This is a genomic window from bacterium SCSIO 12696, from assembly GCA_024397955.1.
Classification (GTDB): Bacteria; Pseudomonadota; Gammaproteobacteria; order Pseudomonadales; family Porticoccaceae; genus SCSIO-12696.
The window spans coordinates 1,676,710-1,701,900 of sequence record CP073744.1 but is presented as its reverse complement, the minus strand read 5'-3'; the positions used below and the strand labels follow the sequence as shown (position 1 = coordinate 1,701,900).

Here is a 25,191-nt window from a genome sequence, read left to right as displayed (position 1 = left end):
TGTTATTGTATTTTGGCTTTTATTCTAGCGTTTTGTCGCACTCAGGCGCACCCACTCATCCTGGCTTTGTTCCGGGCCAAAGTCGAACTGGTTCTCATAGGCGGCTTTTACCGAGCCTGTTTGTGGTGCGATTAGCCCTGCCATACACAGTTGGCCGCCGCTGCGGGTGAGCGTTGAAAGGGTTTCTGCCAGTTCAATCAATGGGGCGGCAAGGATGTTGGCCGCGGTAATATCCGCTTGCAGTGCCGGTGCCTCGTCCGGTAAATAGGTGGATAGGCGTTTTGGATCGATATTGTTGCGTTTGCCGTTCTCTACTGTGGCAATCAGTGCCTGTGGGTCATTGTCGATGGCGACGACTTTTTCTGCGCCCAGCAACAACGCGGCGATACCGAGAATGCCGGAACCACAGCCGTAATCCACCACCGTTTTGCCCGTCAGGTCGAGGCTGTCCAACCATTTCAGGCAGAGGAACGTGGTGGGGTGTGTGCCAGTACCAAAAGCCAGGCCGGGGTCGAGCATCAAGTTGACCGCATTCGCTTGAGGTGGCTCTGTCCAGCTGGGACAAACCCATAGCCGTTCGCCGCATTGGATGGGGTGGTAATTGGCCATCCACTCCCGCTCCCAGTCTTTGTCTTCCAGGATTTCCCAGCGATGGGGCGGCAGGTCGCCGTAATGAGCGGTGGCCTGTACGGTGGCCAAAGTGGTGTCGGTGTCAGCAGTGAACAACCCTACCAGGCGAATGTTGTTCCACAGTGGGGTTTCCCCGACGCCGGGCTCCAGAATGGGCTCGTCTTCAAGGTCTTGAAAGGTGACGGAGACAGCTCCCGCTGCCAGCATGGCGTCTTCCAGTGCCTCAACGGTCGCACGTGTGGTATCCAGTTTGCATTGTAGCCAGCTCATGGTGTTCCTGTGAGTCGCGGCGCTGTTCGCGGGAACTGCGCTGGTGGGTTTTGGGTCGAAAGCCAATTGGTTTTCGTTGGAATAGTGACATTATGAAAGATAAGCCGCTGGCGCGCATCCGCCAACTTTCGGTTGTGGTTATTTTACTGTTGTTGGCCAGTTGCGCTGTGCGTCAGCCGGGTGTGGTAACCGATGGTCGCGTCGCTATTTCAGAGTTTGCAAATGGCTCGCTCAAACAGTGGCAACGCCAGTCTTTTAAAGGGCAGTCTCGCTACCAAATTGTTCAGCAAGAAGGGCGGGCGGTACTGCAGGCGGATACGTCGGCAACGGCTTCGGCGCTTTACCGGGAGCTGGATATTGATTTGACGCGCACCCCCTACCTGAATTGGTCCTGGCGGGTGGACAATGTGCACGATATTGAAAACCCCTTGGAAAAAGCCGGTGACGATTACCCGGCGCGACTTTACGTGGTGGTCAAGTTGAGTCCGTTTCCCTGGGATACGCTGGCGTTGAATTACGTGTGGTGCAATCGCAAAACCGAGTTAACTTCGTGGAAAAGCCCGTTTACCAAAAATGCGGTGATGGTGCCGCTGCATTGTGGGGAACAGGGGTTGGGGCAGTGGCACAGCCAGCGGGTCAATGTGGCTGAGGATTTTGAGCGCTATTTTGGGCGCTCTTTTGATACCGCCCACGGAGTGGCGATTATGTCGGATTCCGACAACGCCGGTGGCGCAGCGCGAGCCTACTACGGGGAAATTTTTTTCTCGCAACAATAAAAAACCGGCTTGTGAAAAGCCGGTTTTTGTTTTTGAAAAAGTGGGCGAGTTACGAAAGCCCCAGCTTTTTCTCCAGATAGTGGATGTTCACACAGCCTTTGATGAACTCACCGTCATTGACCAAATCTTTCTGCAGGTCGATGTTGGTTTTGATGCCTTCAATGATCAGCTCATCCAGAGCGTTGTTCATACGCTTGAGGGCATTTTCACGATCCTTGCCGTAGGTAATGACTTTGGCAATCATGGAGTCGTAATGAGGCGGTACGCTGTAACCACTGTACAGGTGTGAATCCACCCGAATACCAAAGCCACCCGGTGCGTGGAAGTTGGTGATTTTCCCTGGGCTGGGCATAAAGGTTTTGGCGTCTTCGGCGTTGATGCGACACTCAAACGCGTGGCCTCGGAAGATCACTTCATCCTGGGTGAAGCTCAGCTTTTCCCCGCTGGCAATGCGCAATTGTTCCTTAATGATGTCTACGCCGGTAATCATTTCTGATACCGGGTGTTCCACCTGAACACGGGTGTTCATTTCGATAAAGTAAAAGCGCTCGTTTTCGTAAAGGAATTCGAAGGTGCCAGCGCCTTTGTAGCCAATGTCGATGCAAGCCTGGGTGCAAGCATCAAACACTTCCTGGCGCACTTCATCGGGAATTCCTGGTGCCGGCGCTTCTTCCAAGACTTTTTGGTGACGGCGTTGCAGGGAGCAGTCGCGGTCACCCAAGTGGATGGCGCCGCCCTGGCCGTCCGCCAGAACCTGCACTTCCACGTGCCGTGGCGTGGTCAGAAACTTCTCCATATATACGGTATCGTCACCAAACGCGGTACGCGCTTCTGACTTGGTCACCTGGATGGCGTTAATCAGGTGAGCTTCCGTGTGTACGGTGCGCATACCGCGGCCACCACCACCGGCGGCGGCTTTAATAATCACGGGGTAGCCAATATCGCGGGCAATTTCCAGATTGCGCTCATTGTCCTCACTCAGTGGGCCATCGGAGCCGGGCACCGTAGGCACACCCGCTTTTTTCATGGCGTCAATGGCGGCCACCTTATCGCCCATGATGCGTATTACCTCCGCACTGGGGCCAATAAAGGTAAAGCCACTGTTTTCCACTTGCTCGGCAAAGTCGGCGTTTTCTGCCAAAAAGCCATAGCCAGGGTGAACCGCAACGGCGTCAGTGACTTCCATGGCGCTGATAATGCGCGGCACATTGAGGTAGCTTTCGGTGGATGGGTTAGGGCCGATACAAACAGATTCGTCCGCAAGGCGCACGTGCTTGAGTTCGGCATCTGCTTTGGAGTGAACCGCAACAGTTTTAATGCCCAGCTCTTTACAAGCGCGCAAAATTCTCAGGGCAATTTCGCCACGATTGGCGATCAGCACTTTTTCCAGCATGGTGTGACTCCCGTGCTATCAGACGATGGTGATCATCGGCTGGTCAAATTCCACCGGCTCGCCGTCGTCTACCAAAATGGCGCCAACGGTGCCGGACTTGTCGGCTTCGATCTGGTTCATCATCTTCATGGCTTCAACGATGCAGAGAACATCGCCAGCCTTCACGCTTTGGCCAACTTCGCAGAAGCTGGGCGCCCCAGGTGCCGGAGAGCGGTAGAAGGTGCCCACCATAGGGGAGGCGATAACGTGACCCTCTGGCTGGGCCGCCGCTGGCTCTGCCGGAGCAGCGCTGGGTGCGGGGGCAGCGGCAGGCGCTGGTGCGACTGGAGCCGGTGCAGCGGCAACCACTGGCGCAGCGGCAACTACCTGGCCACCGCGGCTGATGCGAACAGATTCTTCACCCTCGACAATTTCCAGCTCGCCAATATCGGATTCTTCAAGCAGCTCAATGAGTTTTTTAATTTTGCGAATATCCATGATAGATCCCAGGTCTTGTTAAACGGTTAACTTGTTATGGTGTGTTGTTGCTTAGTTTTTGCAATGCGGCCTGCAGCGCCAGCTCATAACCCTGAGCGCCGAGGCCACAGATAACGCCATCGGCGATATCTGAAAAATAGGAGTGTTGGCGAAACGCTTCCCGACTGTGCACGTTGGATAGATGCACTTCAATAAATGGAATACTGACCCCCAACAGCGCATCCCGCAATGCCACACTGGTGTGGGTAAAAGCAGCGGGGTTAAACAAAATATAGTTGACGCCCTCGTGGGCTGCGTCGTGAATGCGCTCAATCAGCTCGTACTCTGCATTGCTTTGCAGGCTGAGCAGGTGGTGGCCGCCGTCGAGGCACAACTCGGTGAGTCGTTGATTGATGCTGGCGAGAGTGTCGGCGCCATAGACTTCCGGCTCGCGACTGCCCAACAAATTCAGGTTTGGGCCGTGAAGTACCAGAATGGTTGCCATAGATAATGCTCGCGTGGGAAGGGGGTTTGCCAACAAGCTGTTGGGGAGTCTGCACCAAAATAAACGCCAAGTCCAATTTTTTGCCACTTTGTTTCTGTTTCGCAGACAATCGCTGCAAGATGCCGGGTATATCTGCGCATATTTCTTTGTTTGTCACTTTGTGCCAAGCCGAATTTGTCACGTTTAAGTCATTTTTGTTGCAGATCATCACTGATGTCGGTTTTTTTGCTGAAGTTGTAGGATTTTGTGCCTAAAATCGGTTATTTGGGTTGTAAAATTTGTAAAAAATCGGCTTTTGGTTGTTTTGTCTTGCTGCCGTTCAATAATTGCCCAGTAAACAGCGGTTTGCCTGTAGGGCTTGATGGGTTTTTCCTGTTATAGTCGGGAAAATTTGCTCAGGATGTAATGGCTATGCGGTTGCTCATATTATTGGGCTGTTTTTTGGTTTCTCCCTTTACTGTGGCAGATCAGGCCGCTATTGCGGTGGATAATGCCTATGTGCGCGGTATGCCGCCGGGACGCACGGTGACAGCGGCATTTTTCGATTTGCACAATAAAGGGGCTCGCGATTGCCGTTTGGTGGGCGCCACTGCGGATATTGCTCGCAGTGGCGAGCTTCATACCCACATCCACAAAGACGGCGTGATGAGAATGCGTCGGGTAAAAGGCGTGGATTTGCCAGCGGGTGAAACAGTGTCGTTCAAACCCGGTGGTCTTCATGTCATGTTGTTTGGGGTGCGCCCGTTAAAAGACGGTGAGCCGGTGTCGGTCACTTTGAATTTTGAGCAGTGTGAGCCATTGACTGTGGGCACTGCGGTGCGCTCTGTCAGGAGGTAAATCCGTTGGCTGGTGTAAAAAGCATGATGGCGAGTTTTAAAGAACGTTTAAATGAGTGGCGCGAAGACTATCTGGTTGAGCGCTCTTTTGTGAAGCATCTGTTGTGGTTTCTTCTTGCTTTGTTTGTGGTGTTGCTGCTGGTCGGTTGGTATTGGAGCCAGGAGCCCGAGCCTTTTGATGTGCGCTCGGGTATTAGCGACTATCCCAAACAGCCAGTGGGGGCCGTTACTGCCACTACTATGATTCGTGTGGTGGACACGCTGTTGGAAAAGCCCGGTGGTTTCCTTTCCAATGATGTAACGCCACCGGGTATCTGGCTCGATAACATTCCCAGCTGGGAATACGGCGTGGTGATTCAACTGCGTGACTTCAGTAAAGCCATGAGGGAAGCGTTCAGTCGGCCTCAATCTCAATCCACAGAAGATGCGGATCTGGCGTTGGCGGAACCACGCTTTAATTACGATCATGCCAAGTGGATGTTTCCTGCCGCCGAAACCGGCTATCGCGAAGGTGCGGACTATGTGGAAAACTACCTGAAACGGCTCCGGGATGAAGACCAATACGATGCCCAGTTTTACGCTCGTGCCGACAACCTCAATTACTGGTTGCGCACGGTGGAGACTCGCCTGGGTAATCTGTCTCAGCGGCTCACTGCCAGTGTCGGGCAAACCCGATTGAATACGGATTTGGCGGGCGATCCCGCTGCCCGCCAATCGACACCTACTGCGGACGAAGTAGAAGATAAAACACCTTGGCTGGAAATAGATAACCGCTTTTACGAAGCTAGGGGTGCTAGCTGGGCGCTGATCCATTTTTTGCGGGCGGTGGAAGTGGACTTTGCCGATGTTCTCGAAAAGAAAAACGCCCGAATCAGCTTGCAGCAAATTATTCGCGAGCTGGAGGGAACCCAGCAAACCCTGTGGAGCCCTATGGTATTGAATGGCGACGGTTTCGGTTTAATGGCAAACCATTCTTTGGTCGTCGCCTCTTATATTAGCCGTGCCAATGCGGCGTTGATTGATTTGCGGGCCCTGCTGGATCAGGGTTAGTTCACACTTAAAGACGGACTGAATCAGGTGCAACTGGAAAGCGATAACGAACTTGGCGAGTTGGCTCTGCAAGTACTGGCCGCTCAGCCGATGGGTGTGATTGTGCTGGACAGCCGCCAGCGGGTGATACTGTGGAACCGCTGGATGGAGCAGTGGAGCAATATCGAAGCAGAGCAAATACATCACCACGGTTTAAATGATTTATTTCCGGCGCTGGCTGGCGGAGAGTTGTGCGCCGCTGTGGAATCGGTGTTCGCCAGCGGCGGTGCTCTATGCTGGACGCAAACGGTTGATCCGGAACGTCTTGATGCCATTGAGCAGGCCATGACCCGTGGTGACCGAGAGCTGCCACTGCACCGGGTGCAAATCAGTTGCCTGAATCAAGATGGCCAACGCCTTTGCTTGTTGCAGATCGACGAAGCCCCTTACGACCCCCTGTTTGTAAAAGCTCGAAAGCCCAGTGCCCTGGAAGGGGAAGCGCCTGCCTATATGGAAACCGACTGGCTCGGGGTGCTGACTCTGGATGGCGATGGTGTTATCCAAGACTCCAACGAAGCTGCCCAGGTGTTGTTTGGCTATCGTGATGAGCAACTGCAAGGCGCCCCAGTACGCATTTTGTTTCCTGCGATTGAAGAGCTGCCGGAATCAGACTTAAAGAGTTTTTTTGAGAAGCAGATGCGTCAAAGCAGTGATGGCCTGTTGGAGGCCGCTACTGCGGATGGTCGTACCATGCAAATGCAGATACAAGTGTTTCGCGCGGTACAGACGCCGGGGCACTATGTGCTCTGTTGTGGCGATCTTTCTAATTTGAGCAGCGCCCAGGAAACCCTATTTCGACAGCGTGAGCTGATCAGCATTATCTACGAACAAGTGGCAGACGGCCTGATTCTGGTAGACGATCAAGGACTGATGGAGCACGTTAACCCAGTGGGTCTGGAACTGTTACACAGTAGTGAAACCAACCTTCTGCATGGCAAAGTGAGTCGCTGGCTGACGTTTGTGGATGACAGTGGCGAACCGTTGGCTTGCCCGGCCAGCGAGGCACTGCGCCGGGGTACTCTGGTGAATCTGCCAGAAGGTGCCCAGTTGAAGGTGGCAGATTACCCGCCAGTGAGTGCTATGGCGTCGGCAATGCCACTGCGCAATCGCAAGAACGACCTGGTGGGTGTGGTGGTGATTTTTCGGGCGGTGAGTGAATCCCGGCGTATGTCCAGCCGCCTGGCGTGGCAATCCATGCACGACCCGTTAACTCAGTTGGCCAACCGACGCCAGCTGGTGGCGGATCTGGCTCAGTTGATTGAACAAACCGAAAACAGCATGGACACCCATACCCTGCTGTACATCGACCTCTACAACTTCTCTGTGATTAACGACACCTGTGGTCACAACGCGGGTGATGAGCTGCTGCGCCAGTTCGCCCGGTTGTTGACTCGGCTGGGGGACAAAGACGACACCGTGGCCCGCCTGGGTAACGATGAATTTGCGTTGTTGTTGAAAAATCGATCTGTGGAAGAGTGTCGGGAAATTGCTGACCAGTTGTTGTGGCAGATTAAAACCTTCAGCTTCCCCTGGGGTGAGCGACGCCTGAAAGTGGGCGCCAGCATCGGCGCCAAAGTGATCGACAGCAGTATTCATTCCGCCATTGATGTGCTGGTTGAGGCGGGCAGCGCCTGCTCCGCCGCGAAAGAGTCTGGCCGCAATCGCATTCACTTTCACTACCTCGCCAAAGATGTGACCCGGCGTCAAAGTGTGGCTGAGTGGATTCCGCGCATTACCGAAGCCTTGGAAGAGGATCGTTTTGTGCTTTATGTGCAGCCCATTGTGCCCACGGGCAAAGTGGAGCCCACCGCACGTCACTACGAAGTGCTGGTGCGCATGGTCGGGCGGGATGGCAAGCTGGTGTCTCCCGGTGAATTTATTCCCGCCGCAGAACATTACGGCATTATTGATGAGCTGGATCGCTGGACATTTGAACGTACCATCAGCTATCTGCAAAGGCAGCTGGCCAGTAATCAGGGCTATCAGCAGCGTTTTTCTGTCAATATTTCTGGCGGCACCATCGGCGATGAAGATTTTCGCGAATACGTACTGCGTCGTTTTCGCGAAACCAAAGTCGATCCGCGCCATATTCAGTTTGAAATTACCGAAACCGCAGCGGTGCGAAATTTCGATCGCGCCATGGAATTTATTCGCGCGCTGAAGGCACAGGGCTGTTACTTTTCACTGGATGATTTTGGCAGTGGTCTGTCGTCGTTTGCTTACCTTAAACAGCTGCCGGTGGACTTCCTGAAAATTGATGGCAGCTTTATCCACAATATGGAGTTTAACGACGTGGATTATTCCATGATCAGCACCATCAACCACCTGGGCCACATAATGGGCATTCGCACCGTGGCCGAGTGTGTGGAAAACGAAAACCAGCTGGCTATGTTGCGAGAAATCGGCCTGGATTATGTGCAGGGGTATGCGGTGGCTCAGCCAAAACCCATGGATCAGCTGTAGGACATGTCTAAAAATGCACGATTTTTAGACGTACTCTGTAACCTTATTTTCTGCCTTAAAAATTTTTAAGAGACAACACCATGAAGCTTGAATCCCTGGCACTTCACCACGGCTACACTGCTGAACAGACCACCAAAGCAGCGGCAGTGCCCATTTACCAGACAACGTCTTATACCTTTGATAACACCCAGCACGGCGCAGACCTGTTTGATCTCAAAGTGCCCGGGAATATTTACACCCGCATTATGAACCCCACCACCGATGTTCTGGAGCAGCGGCTGGCGGCTATGGAGGGTGGTATCGCCGGATTGGCGGTGGCTTCTGGTATGGCAGCCATTACTTACGCCATTCAGTGCCTGTGTGAAGTGGGTTCTAATATTGTCAGCACCAGCCAACTGTACGGTGGCACCTACAATTTGTTCGCCCACACTTTTCCCAATCAGGGTATCGATGTACGTATGGTGTCGTTTGATGATTTGGAGGGTTTTGAAAACGCCATTGACGAAAATACCAAGGCAATTTTTTGTGAATCCATCGGTAACCCGGCGGGCAATATTGTCGATATTCAGGCGCTGGCAGAAATCGCCCACCGCCACGGTGTGCCGGTGATTGTTGATAATACCGTGGCCACGCCTTACCTGTGTCGGCCAATCGAGCTGGGGGCGGATATTGTGATTCACTCGCTCACCAAATACATCGGCGGCCACGGCACCTCCATTGGCGGCATTATTATCGATTCAGGCAAGTTTGACTGGGTGGCCAATAAGGCGCGCTTCCCGGTGTTCAACACCCCCGACCCGTCTTACCACGGTGTGGTGTATACCGAAGCCTTGGGGCCCGCCGCTTTTATCGGCCGCTGCCGGGTAGTGCCGCTGCGTAACACCGGTTCTGCCATCTCACCCATGAATGCCTTCCAGATACTGCAGGGGTTGGAAACTTTGGGTCTGCGTATGGAGCGCCACTGTGAAAATGCGTTGAAGTTGGCGCAATACCTTAAAGAGCACGACAAAGTGTCCTGGGTGAACTATGGCGCCATGGAAGACAGCCCCTACTATGAGAGCTGTCAAAAAATTTCTGGCGGCCGTGCATCCGGCATTCTGAGCTTTGGTATTAAAGGTGGCCTGGAAGCGGGAGCCCAGTTTATCGATGCTTTGCAGATGATCCTACGACTGGTGAATATCGGTGATGCCAAATCTTTGGCCTGTCATCCGGCGTCCACCACTCACCGCCAATTGAATGAAGAGGAATTGGCTTCCGCTGGTGTCAGCGCTGATTTGGTGCGCATATCTGTCGGCATTGAAAATATCGATGATATTATTGCGGACGTAGAGCAGGCGCTGGATGCGGTTGCTGGTTGAGTGTTAATTGGTCAAAGCGACTTTCAATATTATTAATAAACATCAAAAAAATCTGGGGATATATGATGGACAATAAATTAGTACTAATTATTATCGCAATTCTGCTGCCGCCCTTGGCGGTTTTTCTAAAAAACGGCGCAGGCAAAGACCTGATTATTAATATCGTACTCTGTTTTTTGTTTTGGATTCCCGGCCTGGTTCACGCACTTTGGGTGGTAACCAAGTAAAGCGCTAACCCATTTCAAGTTCATTAATTTTTCGGGTCAAGGTATTCCTGCCCCAGCCCAATAGCTTGGCGGCCGCTTCTTTGCGGCCGCCGGTGTGTGTAAGCGCGGCTTCTATCGCGATACGCTCAATGTGCGGTTGGGTGCTGGAGAGGACAGCATCTTTGCCGCTCTGCAGCTGTTGTTCAAACCAATGTTGAAGCGCTGCCTGCCAATCGCTGTTGTTGAGCGTTGGTTTGTTGTGGATATTTTCTTGTTGCAACAATTCTGTTGGCAAGTCTTCCAGGTGGATTTCCCGGCCTGGCGCCATCACGGTTAACCAGCGGCAGCAGTTTTCCAATTGGCGTACGTTGCCGGGCCAGGAATGCTGCTGCAAAAACTGCTGGCTTTCCGGCAGTAGCACCTTGGTTTCCATTTCCAGTTCTCGGGCGGTTTTTTGCAGAAAATGTTCCGCCAGTTTGATGATGTCTTCACGGCGTTCAGCCAGAGTTGGTAGATTTAATCGAATCACATTCAGGCGGTGAAGCAGGTCTTCTCGAAATTGCTTGTTGGCCACTCGTTGTTCCAGATTTTGGTGGGTGGCAGTGATGATGCGTACGTCTACGTTCACCGGGCTATGGCCACCAACCCGGTAAAATTTACCGTCCGCCAATACCCGCAATAAACGGGTTTGAGCGTCGGCGGGCATATCACCGATTTCGTCCAGAAACAGAGTGCCGCCATCCGCTTGTTCAAAGCGGCCTACGCGACGTTGGTTGGCGCCGGTAAAGGCTCCCTTTTCGTGGCCAAACAATTCCGACTCAATCAAATCACTGGGGATGGCGGCCATATTAATAGCAACAAAAGATTGATCGCGCCTGGGACTGTGATGATGCAGTGCTCGGGCTACCAGCTCTTTGCCGGTGCCGGATTCACCATTAATAAGTACCGTGAGGTGGGAGTTGGATAGCCGACCAATAGCGCGAAACAATTCTTGCATGGCGGGTGCTTCGCCAATGATTTCTGAGCCGCTGGTGGTTTGCTCGGGGTTGTTTTGGTTGGCTTGTAGCTCGTTGGCAATTTGTTCGTGATGGTGGTTTATGGCTCGCCGAGTAACTGCCACCAACTCGTTGATGTCAAAGGGCTTGGGTAGGTACTCAAAGGCGCCGCCTTCGTAAGCGGAAACCGCACTGTCCAGGTCGGAGTGAGCGGTGGTGATGATCACCGGCACCTTGGGGTGGTTGTGGTGAATGTTCTCCAACAGTTTCATACCGCTCATGCCCGGCATGTGTACATCGCTGATAATTACGTCGGGGGCTTCTTGCCCTAAAGCGGTCAGCAAGTTCTCTGCGCTGTTGAAACTGCGGCATGGGATCTGGTTGCGAACCAGGGTTTTTTCCATCACCCAGCGAATGGAATTGTCATCGTCTACCACCCATACAGATTCGTTAGTCATAAATTACCTTTGTTGAAATGGCAGAAACAGTGAAAACAGTGTATTGCCCGGCTGGCTTTTGCATTCGATCAAACCGTTGTGGCGGCCGATAATTGTCTGGGCTATGTGCAACCCCAGCCCTGAGCCGCCATCACGCCCACTGATCATCGGGTAAAAAATGCGCTCGACAATATCGTCTGCAATACCCGGGCCATTGTCTTCAATATCCACACGCAAAATGGTGCGATGGGAGGCTTTGCCAATAGTAAAGTGGCGCTGGATACGGGTGCGCATCACGATGGTGCCGCGGCCTTGAGGTCGCAGGGCTTGTACGGCATTGCGAACAATATTTAGCAGGGCCTGAATCAATTGCTGGCCGTCCAGTTCCAACTCCGGGAGGCTGGGGTCGTAGTCTCTTTCAATAGCAATATTGGCTGGCTTCGAGTGCTCGCTGTGGAGCTCTGCGGTGATCAGGGTGGCCACGTGCTCGCAGAGTTCATGAATATTTGTGGGCGATAGCTGTAAGGGGCGAGCTGGCCCCAAAAGCTCGTCTACCAAAAGGCTGAGGCGGTTGGCTTCGGCCACAATCAGGTCGGTGTACTCTTGCTGTTCAATGGGTAGCTCTAACGCCAGCAGCTGAGCAGCACCCTTAATGCCTCCCAGGGGGTTCTTTACCTCGTGAGCCAGGCCCAGCACCAGTTCGCGGCTGGCGCTTTGAATCGAAAGCAGTGCGTCTTCGCGATTGATTTGCAAGATGCGATCAACGGATTGCAGCTCCAGCAGTAATTGTCCTGCAGGCTGGGGTGATGCGGTAATGTCCGCCTTGATATCGCTTTTCCCGGGAATGGTCAGTTTTGCGGCCCGGTAAGTGTAGGGCGCTTGTCCCTGTTGTATTTGCAACAGCTCTTGTTGCAAGTCCGGGTTTGCCAGAAAGTCGGTGAACAGTTTCCCTTGAAGTTGATTTCGGCCAATACCCAACAAGGTTTCGGTGGCGGTGTTGGCCTGAACGATGGATAGGTCCGCATTCAGCAGCAATACCGCGGTATTGAGATGGTCAAGGCTGAGTGAATCCGCTTTCGGCATAGGGTGGCATCGGTGTAAAACCGGTAGTCTAGCGGCTTATTGTTCTTTTTGCACCAAATTGGTGCGTCCGGGGTTCTTACAGCCTTGGTGCTGCCAGAGGACCGCCGTTGAATACTTGGGGGCGTTTGACGTGAATGGTCACCGTGTTGGAACTGGCGACAACTTTGCCTGCATCGTTGATGATTTTTATTTGGATACGATGGCTGCCGCGATCCAGGTCGGTGAGTACGAAGTTGGTATTGCTGTCGGATTCGTCCAGCTTTTTGCCATCAAAAATCAACTGAGCCTTGTGCTTAGGTTGTAAGCCAGGGGTGAGTGCCAGCTTTACGGGGACCCTGAACTGGTCGTGGAGAACAGTAGCGTCGTTGCTTGGGGAGGTAATGGTGACGGACTTGTAGCCACGAAATCGCTTCTTGCGGTCGGGGTTTTCCGAATCGGTTTGCCAACGCTTTTTGTTGTCACGGGATTTTTTTACCGCCTGGGGGTCGGGTTCGGCGGTGTTGACGGTGATGGTTTCGTATTTGATATGGTCGCTGGGCTTCTTGTCCGTAAAAGTCACTTTGCCGTTTTCGTCGACCACCTTGTAAAGCTGCTGGGCGAATGCACTGCTCCAGAGCAGTGTCAGTAGCAGAGAAAAAACATAAACCAGTGGGCGTTTCATGGCTTTTACCTCAATTGCGAGCCTTAATCCTACCGCATATTGGACTGCTTGCACCGGTCGCAATTCCCCAAAATGCAAAAAAGCAACCCAGGTGGGCTGCTTTTTTGGTGCTTACTGTACTTGTTTGGCGGCTGTTGTTAGCAGCTGTAGTACAGGTCAAATTCCACTGGGTGGGTAGTCATGTTAACGCGCTCCACCTCTTCACGCTTGAGGTCGATGTAGGCGTCGATCATGTCGTCAGTAAATACGCCGCCTTGGGTGAGGAAGGCGCGGTCTTGATCCAGCGCTTCCAAGGCCTGTTCCAGGCTGCTGGAAACGGTAGGAATCTCCGCCGCTTCTTCCGGTGGCAGGTCGTACAAGTCTTTATCGGCGGCATCGCCGGGGTGAATCTTGTTGATGATGCCGTCCAGGCCCGCCATCAGGTAGGCGGAGAACATCAGGTACGGGTTGGCGGTGGGGTCGCCGAAACGTACTTCAATGCGCTTGCCTTTGGGGCTGGTCACGTAAGGAATGCGAATAGAAGCGGAGCGGTTGCGGGCAGAGTAGGCCAGCATAACCGGGGCTTCAAAGCCGGGAACCAAACGCTTGTAGGAGTTGGTAGACGCGTTGGCAAAGGCGTTCAGAGCGCGGGCGTGCTTGATAATGCCGCCCACGTAGTACAGGGCCATTTCGCTCATACCTGCGTAGGTGTCGCCGGCAAATTGGTTAACGCCATCTTTGGAGATGGACATGTGTACGTGCATGCCGGAGCCGTTATCGCCCACCAGAGGCTTGGGCATAAAGGTGGCGGTTTTGCCGTAGGCGTGAGCCACGTTGTGAACGCAGTACTTGAGTACCTGAACTTCGTCCGCTTTGTTGGTCAGGGTGTTGGCGCCAACGCCGATTTCACACTGGCCAGCGGTGCCCACTTCGTGGTGGTGAACTTCAATTTCCAGGCCCATTTGCTCCATGGCGGCACACATGGCGGCGCGCAGGTCGTGCAGGGAGTCAACCGGAGGAACGGGGAAGTAGCCGCCCTTCACGCCAGGGCGGTGGCCGGTGTTGCCATCGTCGTAGCTGTGGGAAGAGGCCCAGGCCGCTTCTTCAGAGTTGATTTTGTAGAAAGCGCCGCTCATGTCTGCGCCCCACTTGATGTCGTCGAACACGAAGAACTCGGGCTCCGGGCCAAAGATGGCGGTGTCGCCGATGCCGGTAGACTTCAGGTAAGCTTCGGCGCGAGCGGCTACAGAGCGAGGGTCGCGCTCGTAACCCTGGCCAGTGGTGGGCTCAACGATGTTACAGCGTACGATCACCGTGGGTTCGTCGGTGAATGGGTCCAGCAGAGCGGTGTCGTCTTGTGGCAGCAAGATCATGTCTGACTCGTTAATACCTTTCCAGCCAGCGATGGAGGAGCCATCGAACATCTTGCCGTCTTCGAAAAAATCTTCGTCCACTTCGGAAGTGGGTATGGAGACATGCTGCTCCTTGCCTTTGGTGTCGGTAAAGCGCAGGTCTACCCAGCGGGCGCCGCTTTCGTTGATGAGTTCGAGGGTCTTGGACATGATGGTCTCCGTAAAAATGTTCGGCTCAACAAAATAGATGGTTTGCCATTAGCAATTGATGTGCCAACTCAAAATTACGGCGCTGGCGGCGAGAAGGCGGCATTTTAGCAAAGTGCAGGGGCAAATAGGTGACAGATATTGCACCAAATAAGGGCGTGCGCTCTATTTTGGTGCAGTTCGGCTGCGGGCTACTAGCTTCGGGCTGCGAGCAGATCGAGCGAGGTTTTTGTATATGTTTTGTGAAAACCAATATGCGTATAACCTTGGCAGGCTACTCTTTGTTTCAAGAAAAGCCGACCTACAGGCTGCTCGCAGCGCGTCGCTCGTAGCCCGCAGCTGTATCAACCGCTATAATCTCGCCCCCTGAATTTTGCTCGTACCGGTTGTGTTCATGCACTTTATTGTCAAGCTGTTCCCCGAAATCATTGTCAAGACGCCGCCAGTGCGTAAGCGCATGATTAAGCAATTGACCAATAATTTGGCCAAGCTGCTCAAGCCGCATTCTGAAGAGCTACGTGTGGTGCGCGACTGGGACAAAATCGAAGTGGTTGGCCCACAAGGCAATGAAGTTTTGCAGCAGCGGGTCTGCGAGATTCTTGGGAACACCCCAGGTATTGCCAACTTTTCTCTCGTGCATCGTTACAGCCTGGGTGATATGCAGCAAATGTATGAGCAAACCCTGACTCATTGGCGCGAGCCATTGGCGGGGAAAACATTTTGTGTTCGTGTGAAGCGTAATGGGACACACCCGTTTACCTCCAATGAAGTGGAGCAGTATGTGGGAGGTGGCCTGAATCAGAATACCGAAGCCGCTGGGGTGAAACTGAAGAACCCCGATGTAACAGTTCGCCTGGAAATTAAAGAAGACAACCTCTACGTTATTGAAAATACCCAGCCGGGCCTGGGGGGCTTTCCCATGGGTACCCAGGATTCAGTGATTTCACTGATATCCGGTGGCTTTGATTCCAACGTGGCCAGTTATCTGTGTATGAAGCGTGGTTTGCGTACTCACTTCTTGTTTTTTAACCTGGGTGGCCGTGCCCACGAACTGGGTGTAAAGGAAGTGGCTCACTTTTTGTGGAGCAAATACGGCGCTTCCCACACCGTGAAATTTATTACTGTGCCCTTTGAGGGAGTGGTGGCTGAAATTCTGGAGAAGGTAGATAACTCCCAGATGGGGGTGACTCTCAAGCGTATGATGTTGCGCGCCGCCAGCCAGGTCGCAAGTGCCCTGAATGTGGACGCGGTTGTCACTGGCGAAGCAGTGGCACAGGTTTCCAGTCAGACATTGGTCAATTTGTCGGTGATCGATAAAGTCACCGATACACTGGTGTTGCGGCCACTGATTACCACCGACAAGTCCGACATCATCAAAACCGCCCGGGAGATTGGCACTGAAGAATTTTCTGCCAGTATGCCGGAGTATTGCGGTGTGATTTCGGTCAAACCCACTACACGGGCTCGTATGGAGCGCATCGAGCGGGAAGAGTCCCGCTTTGATTTTTCGATTCTTGACGCGGCGGTGACCGATCGTCGCGAAGAGCTGATCCACGAGGTGATGGAGGCTGTAGATGCCGACATTGATGTGGAGGTGTTGTCGGTACCACTGGCGGAATCGGTGATTCTGGATATTCGCCATCCGGATGAAGAAGAGTTGAGTCCTTTGCAGGTTAATGGCGTTGCGGTGAAAAAGATTCCCTTTTACCAGCTGGCCAAGAAGTTTGCACAACTGGATGGAAATACCCGTTATATGCTCTACTGCGCCAAGGGAATCATGAGCCGCCTGCACGCGGAGATTTTATTTGAGCAAGGTCATGGCAATGTGGCCGTTTATAGACCTAAATAGTTCGGCCAAAGTGACGCGGGATTTTTAACCATCGCCACTGCGTTCTTCGCAATGACAACTATCTAAGTGGAAGCCAACATGCTAGCGCAAATCTTTGCCCCCAAACTACTGATCCTCTACACCTTTATTGGCTGTGGTATTTATGTCCACTACCGCGGCAAGGTGCGTCATAAATTTTTCCGCCAGCTCAGCGATCACTCCACCATTATGGCGCCAGTGAATTGTTTGATGTACTTGTTCTCCAAGGTGCCCAACACACCCTACCTGGACGTAAAGCAATTTCCTGAATTGCAACTGTTGCAGGACAACTGGGAAACCATCCGCGAGGAGGCCAAGCAGCTCTCTGGTGGTGGTCACATTAAGAAAAGTGAAAAGCTGGACGACTTGGGCTTTAACTCGTTCTTCAAAACCGGCTGGACTCGTTTTTACCTGAAGTGGTATCAGGATTACCTGCCCTCTGCCAAAGCGCTGTGCCCACAAACCCTGGAATTATTGCGTCAGTGCCCGTCGGTAAAAGCGGCTATGTTCACCATGCTGCCTCCTGGAGGTACCTTGGTGCGTCACCGCGACCCTTATGCCGGATCTCTGCGTTATCACTTGGGTCTGATAACTCCCAACAGTGATGACTGTTATATCGCTGTAGATGGTGAAAAGTACTCCTGGCGCGACGGCGAGGAGGTGATGTTCGACGAAACCTACATTCACTACGCCGCCAATAACAGCGATACCGACCGCCTGATTCTGTTCTGCGATATCGAGCGCCCTATGAACAACCCCATCGCCAAATGGTTTAACAAAATCTTTGGCCGCTTTGTGGTGACCGCTTCCGCCACCAAAAATACCGACAGCGACAAGGTGGGGGTGCTCAATCGCATTTTCGGCGGTGTGTATCAGATTCGTATTATCGGTAAAAAGCTCAAGGCGTTTAACAAGCCGCTTTACTATTTGGTGAAGTGGGCACTGTTTGGCCTGATTCTCTGGGCGATATTCTTTTAAATCATTATCCCTTCCCGGGTTGCGCGTTGCTCCACCCGGGCTATCGTTACCCGTAGTAATGGTTGTTTGTCATTGCGAGTCGCGCAGCTACGTGGCAATCTTCTGAACCAAGGAGGTTGCCATGGCTACGTTAAAAACTCAGCCCCGCAAGGCCAGTGTAAAAGCATTCCTCGATACGGCTGCCAGCGGTGAGCGCCGCACCGATTGCGACCGCCTCCTTAACCTGCTCAAAGATGTTAGTGGTGAACCACCGGTAATGTGGGGAGCTAGCATTGTCGGCTTTGGCCGCTATCGCTACGACAATACTCAGGGCGGCGGCGAGTGGATGCTCACTGGTTTTTCGCCGCGCAAACAAAATCTCACCGTCTACATTATGAATGGGTTTTCCCGCTACCCGGATTTGATGGCCAAGCTTGGCAAGCACAAAACCGGTAAATCCTGCTTGTACATCAAAAAGCTCAGCGATGTGGATGTTGCTGTATTGCGGGAACTGGTGACGCGTTCGCTGGTGGATATGCGTAAAAAACACTCGTTTTAACTGCGGTTGCCCATGAAACTGATTGACAGCCATTGCCATTTCGATTTTGGCGCGTTTGACGACAATCGCGAACAATGTTGGCACGACTGTCGACAGGCGGGGGTAGAGCAACTGGTCATTCCCGGCGTCAATCCCGCTGAATTGGATGTGCCTTTTGACTGTGCCGAATCTCTGCCCGGGGTTTATGCCGCTGTCGGTTTGCACCCCTGGTGGGTGGCCAGTTGGAGCGAGCAGCAAAACCCGCGGCAGTTGGGCGCAGTACTGGAAGCATACCTTCAGCACCCACGGTGCGTAGCTGTGGGTGAGTGTGGTTTGGATAGCTATCTGGATATTCCCATCGAACAGCAATTGCCCTGGTTTGAAGAGCAGCTGCAACTTGCCTGTGACGCCAACCTGCCAGTGATTATCCATGTGCTCAAAGCCCACAACAGAGTTATTGAGCTGCTGAAAAAGTACCACCTGCCTCGTGGTGGAGTGATCCATGCCTTTACCGGAAGTGCAGAACTGGGTCGCAGCTATTGGAAGCTGGGATTTTATCTGGGCATTGGCGGCACCATTACCTACGAGCGTGCCCGTAAAACCCGTGAAGCGGTGGCGAAGTTGCCACTGGAGTCATTGCTGTTGGAAACTGATGCGCCCGACATGCCACTTTGGGGTCACCAGGGGCAGTCCAACAGCCCGCTCTATTTGCCGGAAATTGCCAGCTGCCTGGCGCAATTGCGTGGGCAATGTGTAGAAGAGATTGCAGCCCAGACAACCCGAAACAGCCAACGGCTATTCGGTATTTGATGTATTTATCTTTCACAGACGCCTGCTATGCCGTTTAGCCCCCAACAATTCAAACAGCAATTCCCACTTTTCTCCCATCCGGAAAATCGCGAGTTGGTGTATCTGGATAACGCCGCTACAACTCAGCGCCCGCAAGTTGTGATCGATGCGGTCGCGGATTTTTATCGCGCCAGCAATGCCAATACTCATCGCTCCAGCCATCGCCTGGCGCGCCGTGCCACGGAAATGGTGGAGGCGGCCCGCGTTGCAGCAGGGCAGTTTCTCAATGCTGTAGAGCCTGCCGAGGTGATATTTACTCGTGGCGCTACTGAAGGACTTAACCTATTGGCCAATAGCCTGACAGAAGGTCTGTGCCCCGGCGATGAAATTGTGCTGACCACGGCAGAACACCACGCCAATTTGGTGCCCTGGCAGATGGCGGCGCAGCGCCACGGCCTTGTGCTGAAATTTGTGCCCCACAGCAACGGCCTGCCGCAGTTGCATCGGGTTGGTGAGGTGTTGTCGGAGCGCACCAGAGTTGTGTCAGTGACTGCGGCCTCCAATGCGTTGGGTTTTAGGGCGGATTTAACGCCGCTGAAGCAGACATTGGCAGATCGCAACATCCATTGGGTAGTCGACGCGGCGCAACTGGCTGCTCATCAGATAATCGATGTGCAGGCTATCGGTTGCGATTTTCTGGTGTGCTCGGCCCACAAATTTTATGGCCCTACTGGAATGGGTTTGCTCTATGGTCGTCAGCAATGCCTGGCAGCGCTCCCCCCTTGGCAGGGCGGTGGGGAGATGATTGAGCAGGTGCAGTTACAGGGCAGCACCTATGGGGTACCGCCACACCGTTTTGAAACCGGTACTTCCTCACTGGCGGCCATTGCCGGGCTGGGTGCTTGTCTGCGGTTTTGGCGGCAGTTGGATCGAGATGCCATGGCGGCCCACGAGCAACAACTTACGGATTACTTGCATCAACAGCTACAGCAATTGCCGGGTATCGAACTGCTGTCCAGTGTCGACAGCAACGTCGGTATTGCTACCTTTGCTCCAGTGTTTGGCAGTGGCTTGCAGGCCATGGATATGGCTCACTGGCTGGACGGTGAGGATATTGCAGTGCGCACCGGTCGTCACTGTGCCATGCCGTTAATGGCGTTGCGTTCTGGCCACGACACCAGCGTACGCGCCTCCATCGCCGCCTATAACTGTCGTGACGATATTGATCGGATGATCGAGGCGCTGGCCCGCTGTCTGGCCAGCCAGCCGAATGGTGCCGTGCAGATGCCAGCTGCAGAGAGTGATCGCCTTGAAGGGCTTTCTATTGACCGGTTGAGGCAACAGCCCGGTTGGCAACAACGCTATCGGCAGTTGCTGAAGTGGGCGGATGCCATTGTCGCCAAGCCCGATATTCGTACTGACAACAACCGGGTAAACGGCTGCGAAGCGTCTACCTGGGTGAGTTGCCGGGTGGTGGAAGGTCGATACCAGTTTTTGATCGACAGTGATGCGCGGGTCGTGAAGGGGCTGGCTGCGTTGCTGTTACTGTTAGTGAACAACAAAACCGCGGCTGAAATCGCTGCTGTGGATATGGATAGGCTGTTTGCAGAACTGGGCCTGGAAAAGCACCTTAGCCTTTCCCGCAGCAATGGTTTTCGGGCGTTGGTGGAGAGGGTGCTGCAATTATCTGGTTCCCTTTTAGGGTAGGCATCGCTGACTCCGCCCGTATGCCATGATGGTGTCCGGCAGCGTTATAAAACCTAGGGTGGTTACTATGGAAAATTGGATTAACCCCATTACCTTGAGCGGAGAGCATGTGGTTCTGGAGCCCATGTGCAGCGATCATGTTTCAGGATTGCAGCAGGCTTGCGCAGACGGTGAGCTATGGAAGCTCTGGTACACCAGTGTTCCCACGCCTGAAACCACAGAAAAGTATGTGAAAAGTGCGCTGGATAATCAGGCGGTTGGAGCCATGTTGCCCTTTGTCGTGCGTCACAAAGCCAGTGGCCAGGTGATTGGCTCTACCCGGTATTGTAACATTGATACGACCCATCGCCGCCTTGAAATTGGCTACACCTGGTATGCGAAATCTTTTCAGCGTACGGCAGTGAATACTGAGTGCAAGCTGTTGTTGTTGGGGCACGCGTTCGACACGTTAGGGGTAATTGCGGTGGAGTTTCGCACCCACTGGCACAATCATGCATCGCGAAACGCCATTGCTCGCCTGGGGGCAAAGCAGGATGGCGTATTGCGCAATCACCAGCGCTCTGCGGATGGCAGTTATCGGGATACTGTGGTTTTTTCGATCATCGACAGCGAATGGCCAACGGTAAGGCAGAGCTTACGGTGTAAGTTAAAATAATGCAGCGGGCCCAGCCATTTGGGTGCCCATTACCGCATGGGTGATCCGGTTCTTGCCGGATTTTTTCGCCCGGTACAGTGCGCTGTCCGCCTGATTACATAACTGCTCAAACGATATCGGGTTGTTCCAATCCATGGTTGAAATGCCGATGCTGACGGTGCATTGCAGTTGCAAATCCTGATGTTGCACTTGGTATTCGGCAATACTGTAACGCAGCTTTTCAGCCAGGTGCATGGCCCCCAGCAAATTGGTATCTGCCATCGCCAGTGCAAACTCTTCACCACCAATTCGGCCGACCAGGTCACAGCCTCGTACTTGATTGCGAATCAGCCTACCCAGTTGCTCGAGTACGCTGTCACCTACCTGATGACCATGGCTGTCGTTGATTTTTTTGAAGTTATCAATGTCGATGTAAGCCAGTGACAATGGCGCGTGATTGCGCTGATTGACTTTCATCACACTGAGCGCACTTTCCATGAACGCTCTTCGTGTCATCAGTTCGGTTAGCGGGTCGTAAGTGGCCAGCTTGCGAGCTTCTGTTTCCAGTTGAGCGATTTTGATAATTAGCCCGGTGGATTGCCATGTGGCCAGTGGGGCAATAATCGCCGGCGCAATAATGGCGATAGCCAGGCCAATTTTATTGAGGCCGCCGGCAAACATCGCCATGATGATCGCGGTAATCAATACGGATACGGCGATACAGGCTACGGTAAAAATGGCCGTTGTGTTGAGGCGGCCTAATTTGATAATGAGATTTTTCATAATTCAGTCGTTCTTTAAGTAGCGCTCTACGGCTTTTGCTGCGGCTGCCATGCCAAAGCTGGCAGTCACCATGGTCACAGACCCAAAGCCACCGCTGCAGTCCAGTTTAACCCCGCCCTGCATTTGAGATTTGCTCTGGCACACCTGGCCATCGGCTGCGGGGTACTTCATCTGCTCCGCAGAAAAAACAGCCTGTACCCGCATGTTCCGTTTTGGGTTTTTGGGGAAGTGATAATGATTTCTTAATCGCTGCCGCACCCGCGATAACAGGGCATCGCCGGTGCTGTGGCGCAAGTCTGCTGTTTCGATGCGAGTGGGGTCGCAGCGGCCACCAGCGGAGCCCACGGTAATGATCTCTTGTTTGTGGCGGCGGCAATGGGCAATTAAGGCCGATTTGGCGTAGGAAGAGTCGATGGCATCGATCACTACCTGAGCATCTTCAGGAATAACCTCGGCCAGATTTTCCGGTTCGGCAAAATCATCGACAACATGCACCGTCGCGTCCGGGTTGATGGCAGCCAGCCGTTGTGCCAATACCGCGGTTTTCGGTTGGCCAATAGTATCGGCGGTGGTGTGAAGCTGGCGGTTGCTGTTGGTAATACACATATCGTCCAGATCCACCAGAGTGATGGTGCCAGCCCCCGTGCGCACCAATGCTTCGGCGGCCCAAGAGCCAACGCCACCGACACCGACAACTACAAAATGGGCGCTGTGTAATGCCCGTAGGCCCTCCATGCCATAGAGGCGCGCAATGCCACCAAAGCGCTGCAGATAGCTGTCGGGTAAGTTGTCTGGTAGGGGGGCTGTCATGGCGCGGATTTTATAGATCGCAGGCGTCAGTTGCCACTTGTGTTGGCGACTTTTAAGATAGGGTATTAATAAAAAACAGCAGGGAGCATGGCATGCATATCGTACTGACGATTCTGGGGGCGATTGTCACCATTCTGATTTTAGTGCGCCGCTTGGACGACGCTGGAATTAGCTTGAATAGCCTCAATCCGTTCTGGTATTTCCGGCGTCGCAAGTGGCAGCAGCAATACAACGCCGATCCCGGGTTTTGCATAGAAAGCCCTATGGAGGCCACCGCCGGCCTGATGTATGTGGCAGCCAAGTGCTCTGGAGATATTTCCAGGGAGCAGAAGTCCTGCATGCTTACTTTGTTTCAGCAGGAATTTCACCTGTCGGAGCGTGAATCTACGGAGTTATTGGCGTCTTGCAGCTTTTTGATTCCCGACGAAGACAAAGTGAAAGATCAGCTCAGCAAATTTCTTGAGCCCAGTGTGGCCAGGTTTTCCGATGAACAGAGGCGGTCAGCCATTGAATTGGTTGAGCAGGTGATTGCTTGTGATGACCCGGTGGCCTCCAAGCAGCAGGAATTTTTTGATGAGGTAAAGCAGGTGCTGCAAGTCCAGACAATAGAGGCTAAAGGCCGGTGGTAAATTGAGCCGCAGTCTTCTGTGCTTTTTCGCTATGGGCGTATTTCAATGGGTGTGCCGTTTTTTACCAATGCCCAGATTTCTTCGATTTCCTTGTTGCTGACGGCGATGCAGCCATCGGTCCAGTCAATGCCTGAATAGTATTTCGCTGCCCAGTCCATACCATTGGGTGTGCCGTGAATAAAAATATCGCCGCCGGGGCTAACGCCTTTGGTCTTGGCTTTTGCCTCGTCGTCCGCGTTGGGGTAACTGATATGAATAGACAGGTGGTAGCGACTTTTGGGGTTGCGGTAGTCCAGTAAATAATTGCCTTCCGGAGTACGTTCGTCTCCTTCTTGCTGCTTGTGCCCTTCAGGGCTATCTCCCAGTGAGATTTCGTACTCTCGATAGCGCTCGCCATTGTGGATCAACCACATTTTGCGCTCGGACTTGTCCACTAAAACAGAGTCCGCCAGTGGTAGTTGTTCAGCAAACAGAGTGGTGGAACAGAGCAGTAACAGAAGTTGGATGGCGCGCATGGCTACAACTGTGCCACAGCTTCTGCCAGCTTGTGAACCGCCTGTTCTATTTGTTGTGCGTTGATGTAGGGAGCTACCCCAAAGCGCAGTGTGTCTCCACGGGAGTCGGTGAGCACGCCGTTGTCCAATAAGTGCTGACGCAACTGTTCCGCGTGGGGGCTTTTCAGGGCAAGAAAGCCCCCGTTGCTTTCTATAGGCTGCTGATGGGCAAGGCGAATCCGATCGCTATTGAAATTAGCGTCCTCAAACAGTTGGCGCATGTACTGCAATTGCCCCAGGTACTGCTGGCGGATCACACTTTTGGTGAGCTGCTGTTGCTGAAAAAACTCCACCACTTTGGCGGCCCGAAACTGAGAAGTTGGGTCGTAAGTGGCGGTGGAAAAGCGCTGTTCACCAACGTCGAATACGGTGGCCCCATTGTTGCGAGGCTTGTCCAAAGTCGAGAATGACGCGTACCAGCCGGTAATCATCGGACGCAGTTCACAGCTTTCGGGGAAGCGCAAAAAGCAGTTGCCCTCTCCCCATTGCAGGTACTTGTAGCCACCGGTCACCAGGTAGCAGTCCTCCAGGTCTTCATCGCGGATTGAGAGAGGCGCGTTGTTGGTGCCGTGGTAATCGTCGATAAGTACAGGGATGCCTTGTTGTCGGCCAATGTCAGCCACCTCCCGGAGCTGGGGATGAATCAGGGCACTCTCAAAAAATACCCGCGACAACATAATTGCAGCAGTGCCTCTATCCGCCACTTCCGCCAGGCGCTCAGCAAAGTTGTGCAGCGGTGCTGTGGGCAGCATGACCACCTCTATGCCTTCTTCACCAAGGCGCTTGAGCTGCCGATACATGGAGTGAAACTCACCGTCGGTGGTGATGATTTTGGCTTTGCGCTTCAGGTTCAGCGACGACAGCCAGCTGACCAGTAGGATATGGGTGTTTTCGGCCAAGCAGTAGAGACCATTTGGGTCGTCGTACCACTGCCGCAGGTAGTTGCGCAGAATATCGGCTTTGGCAAAGGCGGTGTGCCACTTTTCATCCACTGAATGTGCGGCGGATTCAAAGGCTTCGAGCTGCCCCTGGGCGGCCACATCGGGCCAGGCTTGATGGGAATGGCCGGTAAACAGTAGCCGTTCGTCGACTTTGAAGGCTGAGTAGTGAGGGGCAAGCTGCCGCGCAAGGGTGTCGAAGTGATCCATAGATTTCGGTGTGTTTTCTATAACCAGTTCAGTCTAGGTGCGCGGCCCGGAGGAATCAATCTGGTAACGATTCCGTTAC

26 protein-coding genes are annotated in these 25,191 nt (G+C 53.3%); 14 read left to right on the top strand and 12 right to left on the bottom strand.

Annotated features, from left to right (window positions below; genetic code table 11):
• Positions 1 to 24: 24 nt before the first annotated feature.
• Positions 25 to 900, bottom strand: a complete 876-nt coding sequence (gene prmA, locus KFE80_07815) for a 50S ribosomal protein L11 methyltransferase (GenBank protein ID UTW44309.1) — start codon at positions 898 to 900, stop codon at positions 25 to 27.
• 92 nt (positions 901 to 992) lie between these two features.
• Between prmA and KFE80_07810 the strand changes: the two genes are divergently transcribed.
• A complete protein-coding gene (locus tag KFE80_07810; GenBank protein UTW44308.1) occupies positions 993 to 1,676 on the top strand; it encodes a DUF3047 domain-containing protein in 684 nt (227 codons plus the stop codon).
• Positions 1,677 to 1,725: 49 nt separating this feature from the next.
• Here KFE80_07810 and accC read toward each other — a convergent pair whose 3' ends face one another.
• From accC to aroQ, 3 genes are read right to left on the bottom strand one after another with little or no spacing between them, the layout of a single operon-like run.
• Positions 1,726 to 3,069, bottom strand: a complete 1,344-nt coding sequence (gene accC, locus KFE80_07805; GenBank protein UTW44307.1) for an acetyl-CoA carboxylase biotin carboxylase subunit — start codon at positions 3,067 to 3,069, stop codon at positions 1,726 to 1,728.
• 18 nt (positions 3,070 to 3,087) lie between these two features.
• Positions 3,088 to 3,546: an acetyl-CoA carboxylase biotin carboxyl carrier protein gene (locus KFE80_07800; GenBank protein ID UTW44306.1), complete on the bottom strand. Its 459-nt coding sequence runs from the start codon at positions 3,544 to 3,546 to the stop codon at positions 3,088 to 3,090.
• A 34-nt stretch (positions 3,547 to 3,580) separates the two neighbouring features.
• On the bottom strand, positions 3,581 to 4,030 hold the full coding sequence (gene aroQ, locus KFE80_07795; protein UTW44305.1) for a type II 3-dehydroquinate dehydratase: 450 nt from the start codon (positions 4,028 to 4,030) through the stop codon (positions 3,581 to 3,583).
• Positions 4,031 to 4,441: 411 nt separating this feature from the next.
• Between aroQ and KFE80_07790 the strand changes: the two genes are divergently transcribed.
• The 5 genes from KFE80_07790 to KFE80_07770 all read left to right on the top strand — a co-directional run bounded on the left by KFE80_07790 (position 4,442) and on the right by KFE80_07770 (position 10,003).
• Positions 4,442 to 4,867, top strand: a complete 426-nt coding sequence (locus KFE80_07790) for a copper chaperone PCu(A)C (protein ID UTW44304.1) — start codon at positions 4,442 to 4,444, stop codon at positions 4,865 to 4,867.
• A gap of 26 nt (positions 4,868 to 4,893) precedes the next feature.
• A complete protein-coding gene (locus KFE80_07785; GenBank protein ID UTW46670.1) occupies positions 4,894 to 5,916 on the top strand; it encodes a DUF2333 family protein in 1,023 nt (340 codons plus the stop codon).
• 27 nt (positions 5,917 to 5,943) lie between these two features.
• Positions 5,944 to 8,418, top strand: coding sequence for an EAL domain-containing protein (locus KFE80_07780; GenBank protein ID UTW44303.1), 2,475 nt, complete (start codon positions 5,944 to 5,946; stop codon positions 8,416 to 8,418).
• Positions 8,419 to 8,498: 80 nt separating this feature from the next.
• Positions 8,499 to 9,776: an aminotransferase class I/II-fold pyridoxal phosphate-dependent enzyme gene (locus KFE80_07775; GenBank protein UTW44302.1), complete on the top strand. Its 1,278-nt coding sequence runs from the start codon at positions 8,499 to 8,501 to the stop codon at positions 9,774 to 9,776.
• Between the two features lie 62 nt (positions 9,777 to 9,838).
• Positions 9,839 to 10,003 carry a YqaE/Pmp3 family membrane protein gene (locus tag KFE80_07770; protein UTW44301.1) on the top strand — a complete coding sequence of 55 codons (165 nt, stop codon included), beginning with the start codon at positions 9,839 to 9,841 and terminating at the stop codon, positions 10,001 to 10,003.
• A 4-nt stretch (positions 10,004 to 10,007) separates the two neighbouring features.
• Here the strand turns inward: KFE80_07770 and ntrC are convergent, their stop codons facing one another.
• The 4 genes from ntrC to glnA form a co-directional block, all read right to left on the bottom strand.
• The gene (ntrC, locus tag KFE80_07765; GenBank protein ID UTW44300.1) at positions 10,008 to 11,435 is read right to left on the bottom strand and encodes a nitrogen regulation protein NR(I); all 1,428 of its coding nucleotides are present in this window, start codon (positions 11,433 to 11,435) and stop codon (positions 10,008 to 10,010) included.
• A gap of 3 nt (positions 11,436 to 11,438) precedes the next feature.
• Positions 11,439 to 12,497, bottom strand: coding sequence for a PAS domain-containing protein (locus KFE80_07760; protein UTW44299.1), 1,059 nt, complete (start codon positions 12,495 to 12,497; stop codon positions 11,439 to 11,441).
• Between the two features lie 76 nt (positions 12,498 to 12,573).
• On the bottom strand, positions 12,574 to 13,158 hold the full coding sequence (locus KFE80_07755; protein ID UTW44298.1) for a DUF4124 domain-containing protein: 585 nt from the start codon (positions 13,156 to 13,158) through the stop codon (positions 12,574 to 12,576).
• 137 nt (positions 13,159 to 13,295) lie between these two features.
• A complete protein-coding gene (glnA, locus tag KFE80_07750; protein ID UTW44297.1) occupies positions 13,296 to 14,699 on the bottom strand; it encodes a glutamate--ammonia ligase in 1,404 nt (467 codons plus the stop codon).
• A gap of 128 nt (positions 14,700 to 14,827) precedes the next feature.
• Between glnA and KFE80_07745 the strand changes: the two genes are divergently transcribed.
• The 7 genes from KFE80_07745 to KFE80_07715 all read left to right on the top strand — a co-directional run bounded on the left by KFE80_07745 (position 14,828) and on the right by KFE80_07715 (position 21,209).
• Positions 14,828 to 15,028 carry a hypothetical protein gene (locus KFE80_07745; protein ID UTW44296.1) on the top strand — a complete coding sequence of 67 codons (201 nt, stop codon included), beginning with the start codon at positions 14,828 to 14,830 and terminating at the stop codon, positions 15,026 to 15,028.
• 62 nt (positions 15,029 to 15,090) lie between these two features.
• Positions 15,091 to 16,545 (top strand): tRNA 4-thiouridine(8) synthase ThiI, encoded by a 1,455-nt coding sequence (thiI, locus tag KFE80_07740; protein UTW44295.1) that lies wholly within the window; start codon positions 15,091 to 15,093, stop codon positions 16,543 to 16,545.
• 78 nt (positions 16,546 to 16,623) lie between these two features.
• Positions 16,624 to 17,541 (top strand): aspartyl/asparaginyl beta-hydroxylase domain-containing protein, encoded by a 918-nt coding sequence (locus KFE80_07735; GenBank protein UTW44294.1) that lies wholly within the window; start codon positions 16,624 to 16,626, stop codon positions 17,539 to 17,541.
• Positions 17,542 to 17,662: 121 nt separating this feature from the next.
• The gene (locus KFE80_07730) at positions 17,663 to 18,079 is read left to right on the top strand and encodes a DUF1801 domain-containing protein (GenBank protein UTW44293.1); all 417 of its coding nucleotides are present in this window, start codon (positions 17,663 to 17,665) and stop codon (positions 18,077 to 18,079) included.
• Positions 18,080 to 18,091: 12 nt separating this feature from the next.
• Positions 18,092 to 18,868: a TatD family hydrolase gene (locus KFE80_07725; GenBank protein UTW44292.1), complete on the top strand. Its 777-nt coding sequence runs from the start codon at positions 18,092 to 18,094 to the stop codon at positions 18,866 to 18,868.
• A gap of 27 nt (positions 18,869 to 18,895) precedes the next feature.
• Entirely contained in the window at positions 18,896 to 20,554 is a 1,659-nt protein-coding gene (locus KFE80_07720; protein UTW44291.1) for an aminotransferase class V-fold PLP-dependent enzyme, read from the top strand.
• Positions 20,555 to 20,621: 67 nt separating this feature from the next.
• A complete protein-coding gene (locus KFE80_07715) occupies positions 20,622 to 21,209 on the top strand; it encodes a GNAT family N-acetyltransferase (protein ID UTW44290.1) in 588 nt (195 codons plus the stop codon).
• On the opposite strand, the gene KFE80_07710 is transcribed toward KFE80_07715, so the two are convergent.
• Together KFE80_07710 and tcdA are read right to left on the bottom strand one after the other, a co-directional pair.
• On the bottom strand, positions 21,201 to 21,971 hold the full coding sequence (locus tag KFE80_07710) for a GGDEF domain-containing protein (GenBank protein UTW44289.1): 771 nt from the start codon (positions 21,969 to 21,971) through the stop codon (positions 21,201 to 21,203). The genes KFE80_07715 and KFE80_07710 overlap by 9 nt on opposite strands.
• A 3-nt stretch (positions 21,972 to 21,974) precedes the next feature.
• Positions 21,975 to 22,781, bottom strand: coding sequence for a tRNA cyclic N6-threonylcarbamoyladenosine(37) synthase TcdA (tcdA, locus tag KFE80_07705; GenBank protein UTW44288.1), 807 nt, complete (start codon positions 22,779 to 22,781; stop codon positions 21,975 to 21,977).
• A gap of 92 nt (positions 22,782 to 22,873) precedes the next feature.
• On the opposite strand from tcdA, the gene KFE80_07700 reads away from it, so the two are divergent.
• Positions 22,874 to 23,410 (top strand): TerB family tellurite resistance protein, encoded by a 537-nt coding sequence (locus KFE80_07700; protein ID UTW44287.1) that lies wholly within the window; start codon positions 22,874 to 22,876, stop codon positions 23,408 to 23,410.
• Positions 23,411 to 23,439: 29 nt separating this feature from the next.
• On the opposite strand, the gene KFE80_07695 is transcribed toward KFE80_07700, so the two are convergent.
• Positions 23,440 to 23,925 carry a L,D-transpeptidase family protein gene (locus KFE80_07695; protein UTW44286.1) on the bottom strand — a complete coding sequence of 162 codons (486 nt, stop codon included), beginning with the start codon at positions 23,923 to 23,925 and terminating at the stop codon, positions 23,440 to 23,442.
• A gap of 2 nt (positions 23,926 to 23,927) precedes the next feature.
• Complete coding sequence (locus KFE80_07690) at positions 23,928 to 25,112, bottom strand: hypothetical protein (GenBank protein UTW44285.1); 1,185 nt, start codon at positions 25,110 to 25,112, stop codon at positions 23,928 to 23,930.
• Between the last annotated feature and the right edge of the window lie 79 nt (positions 25,113 to 25,191).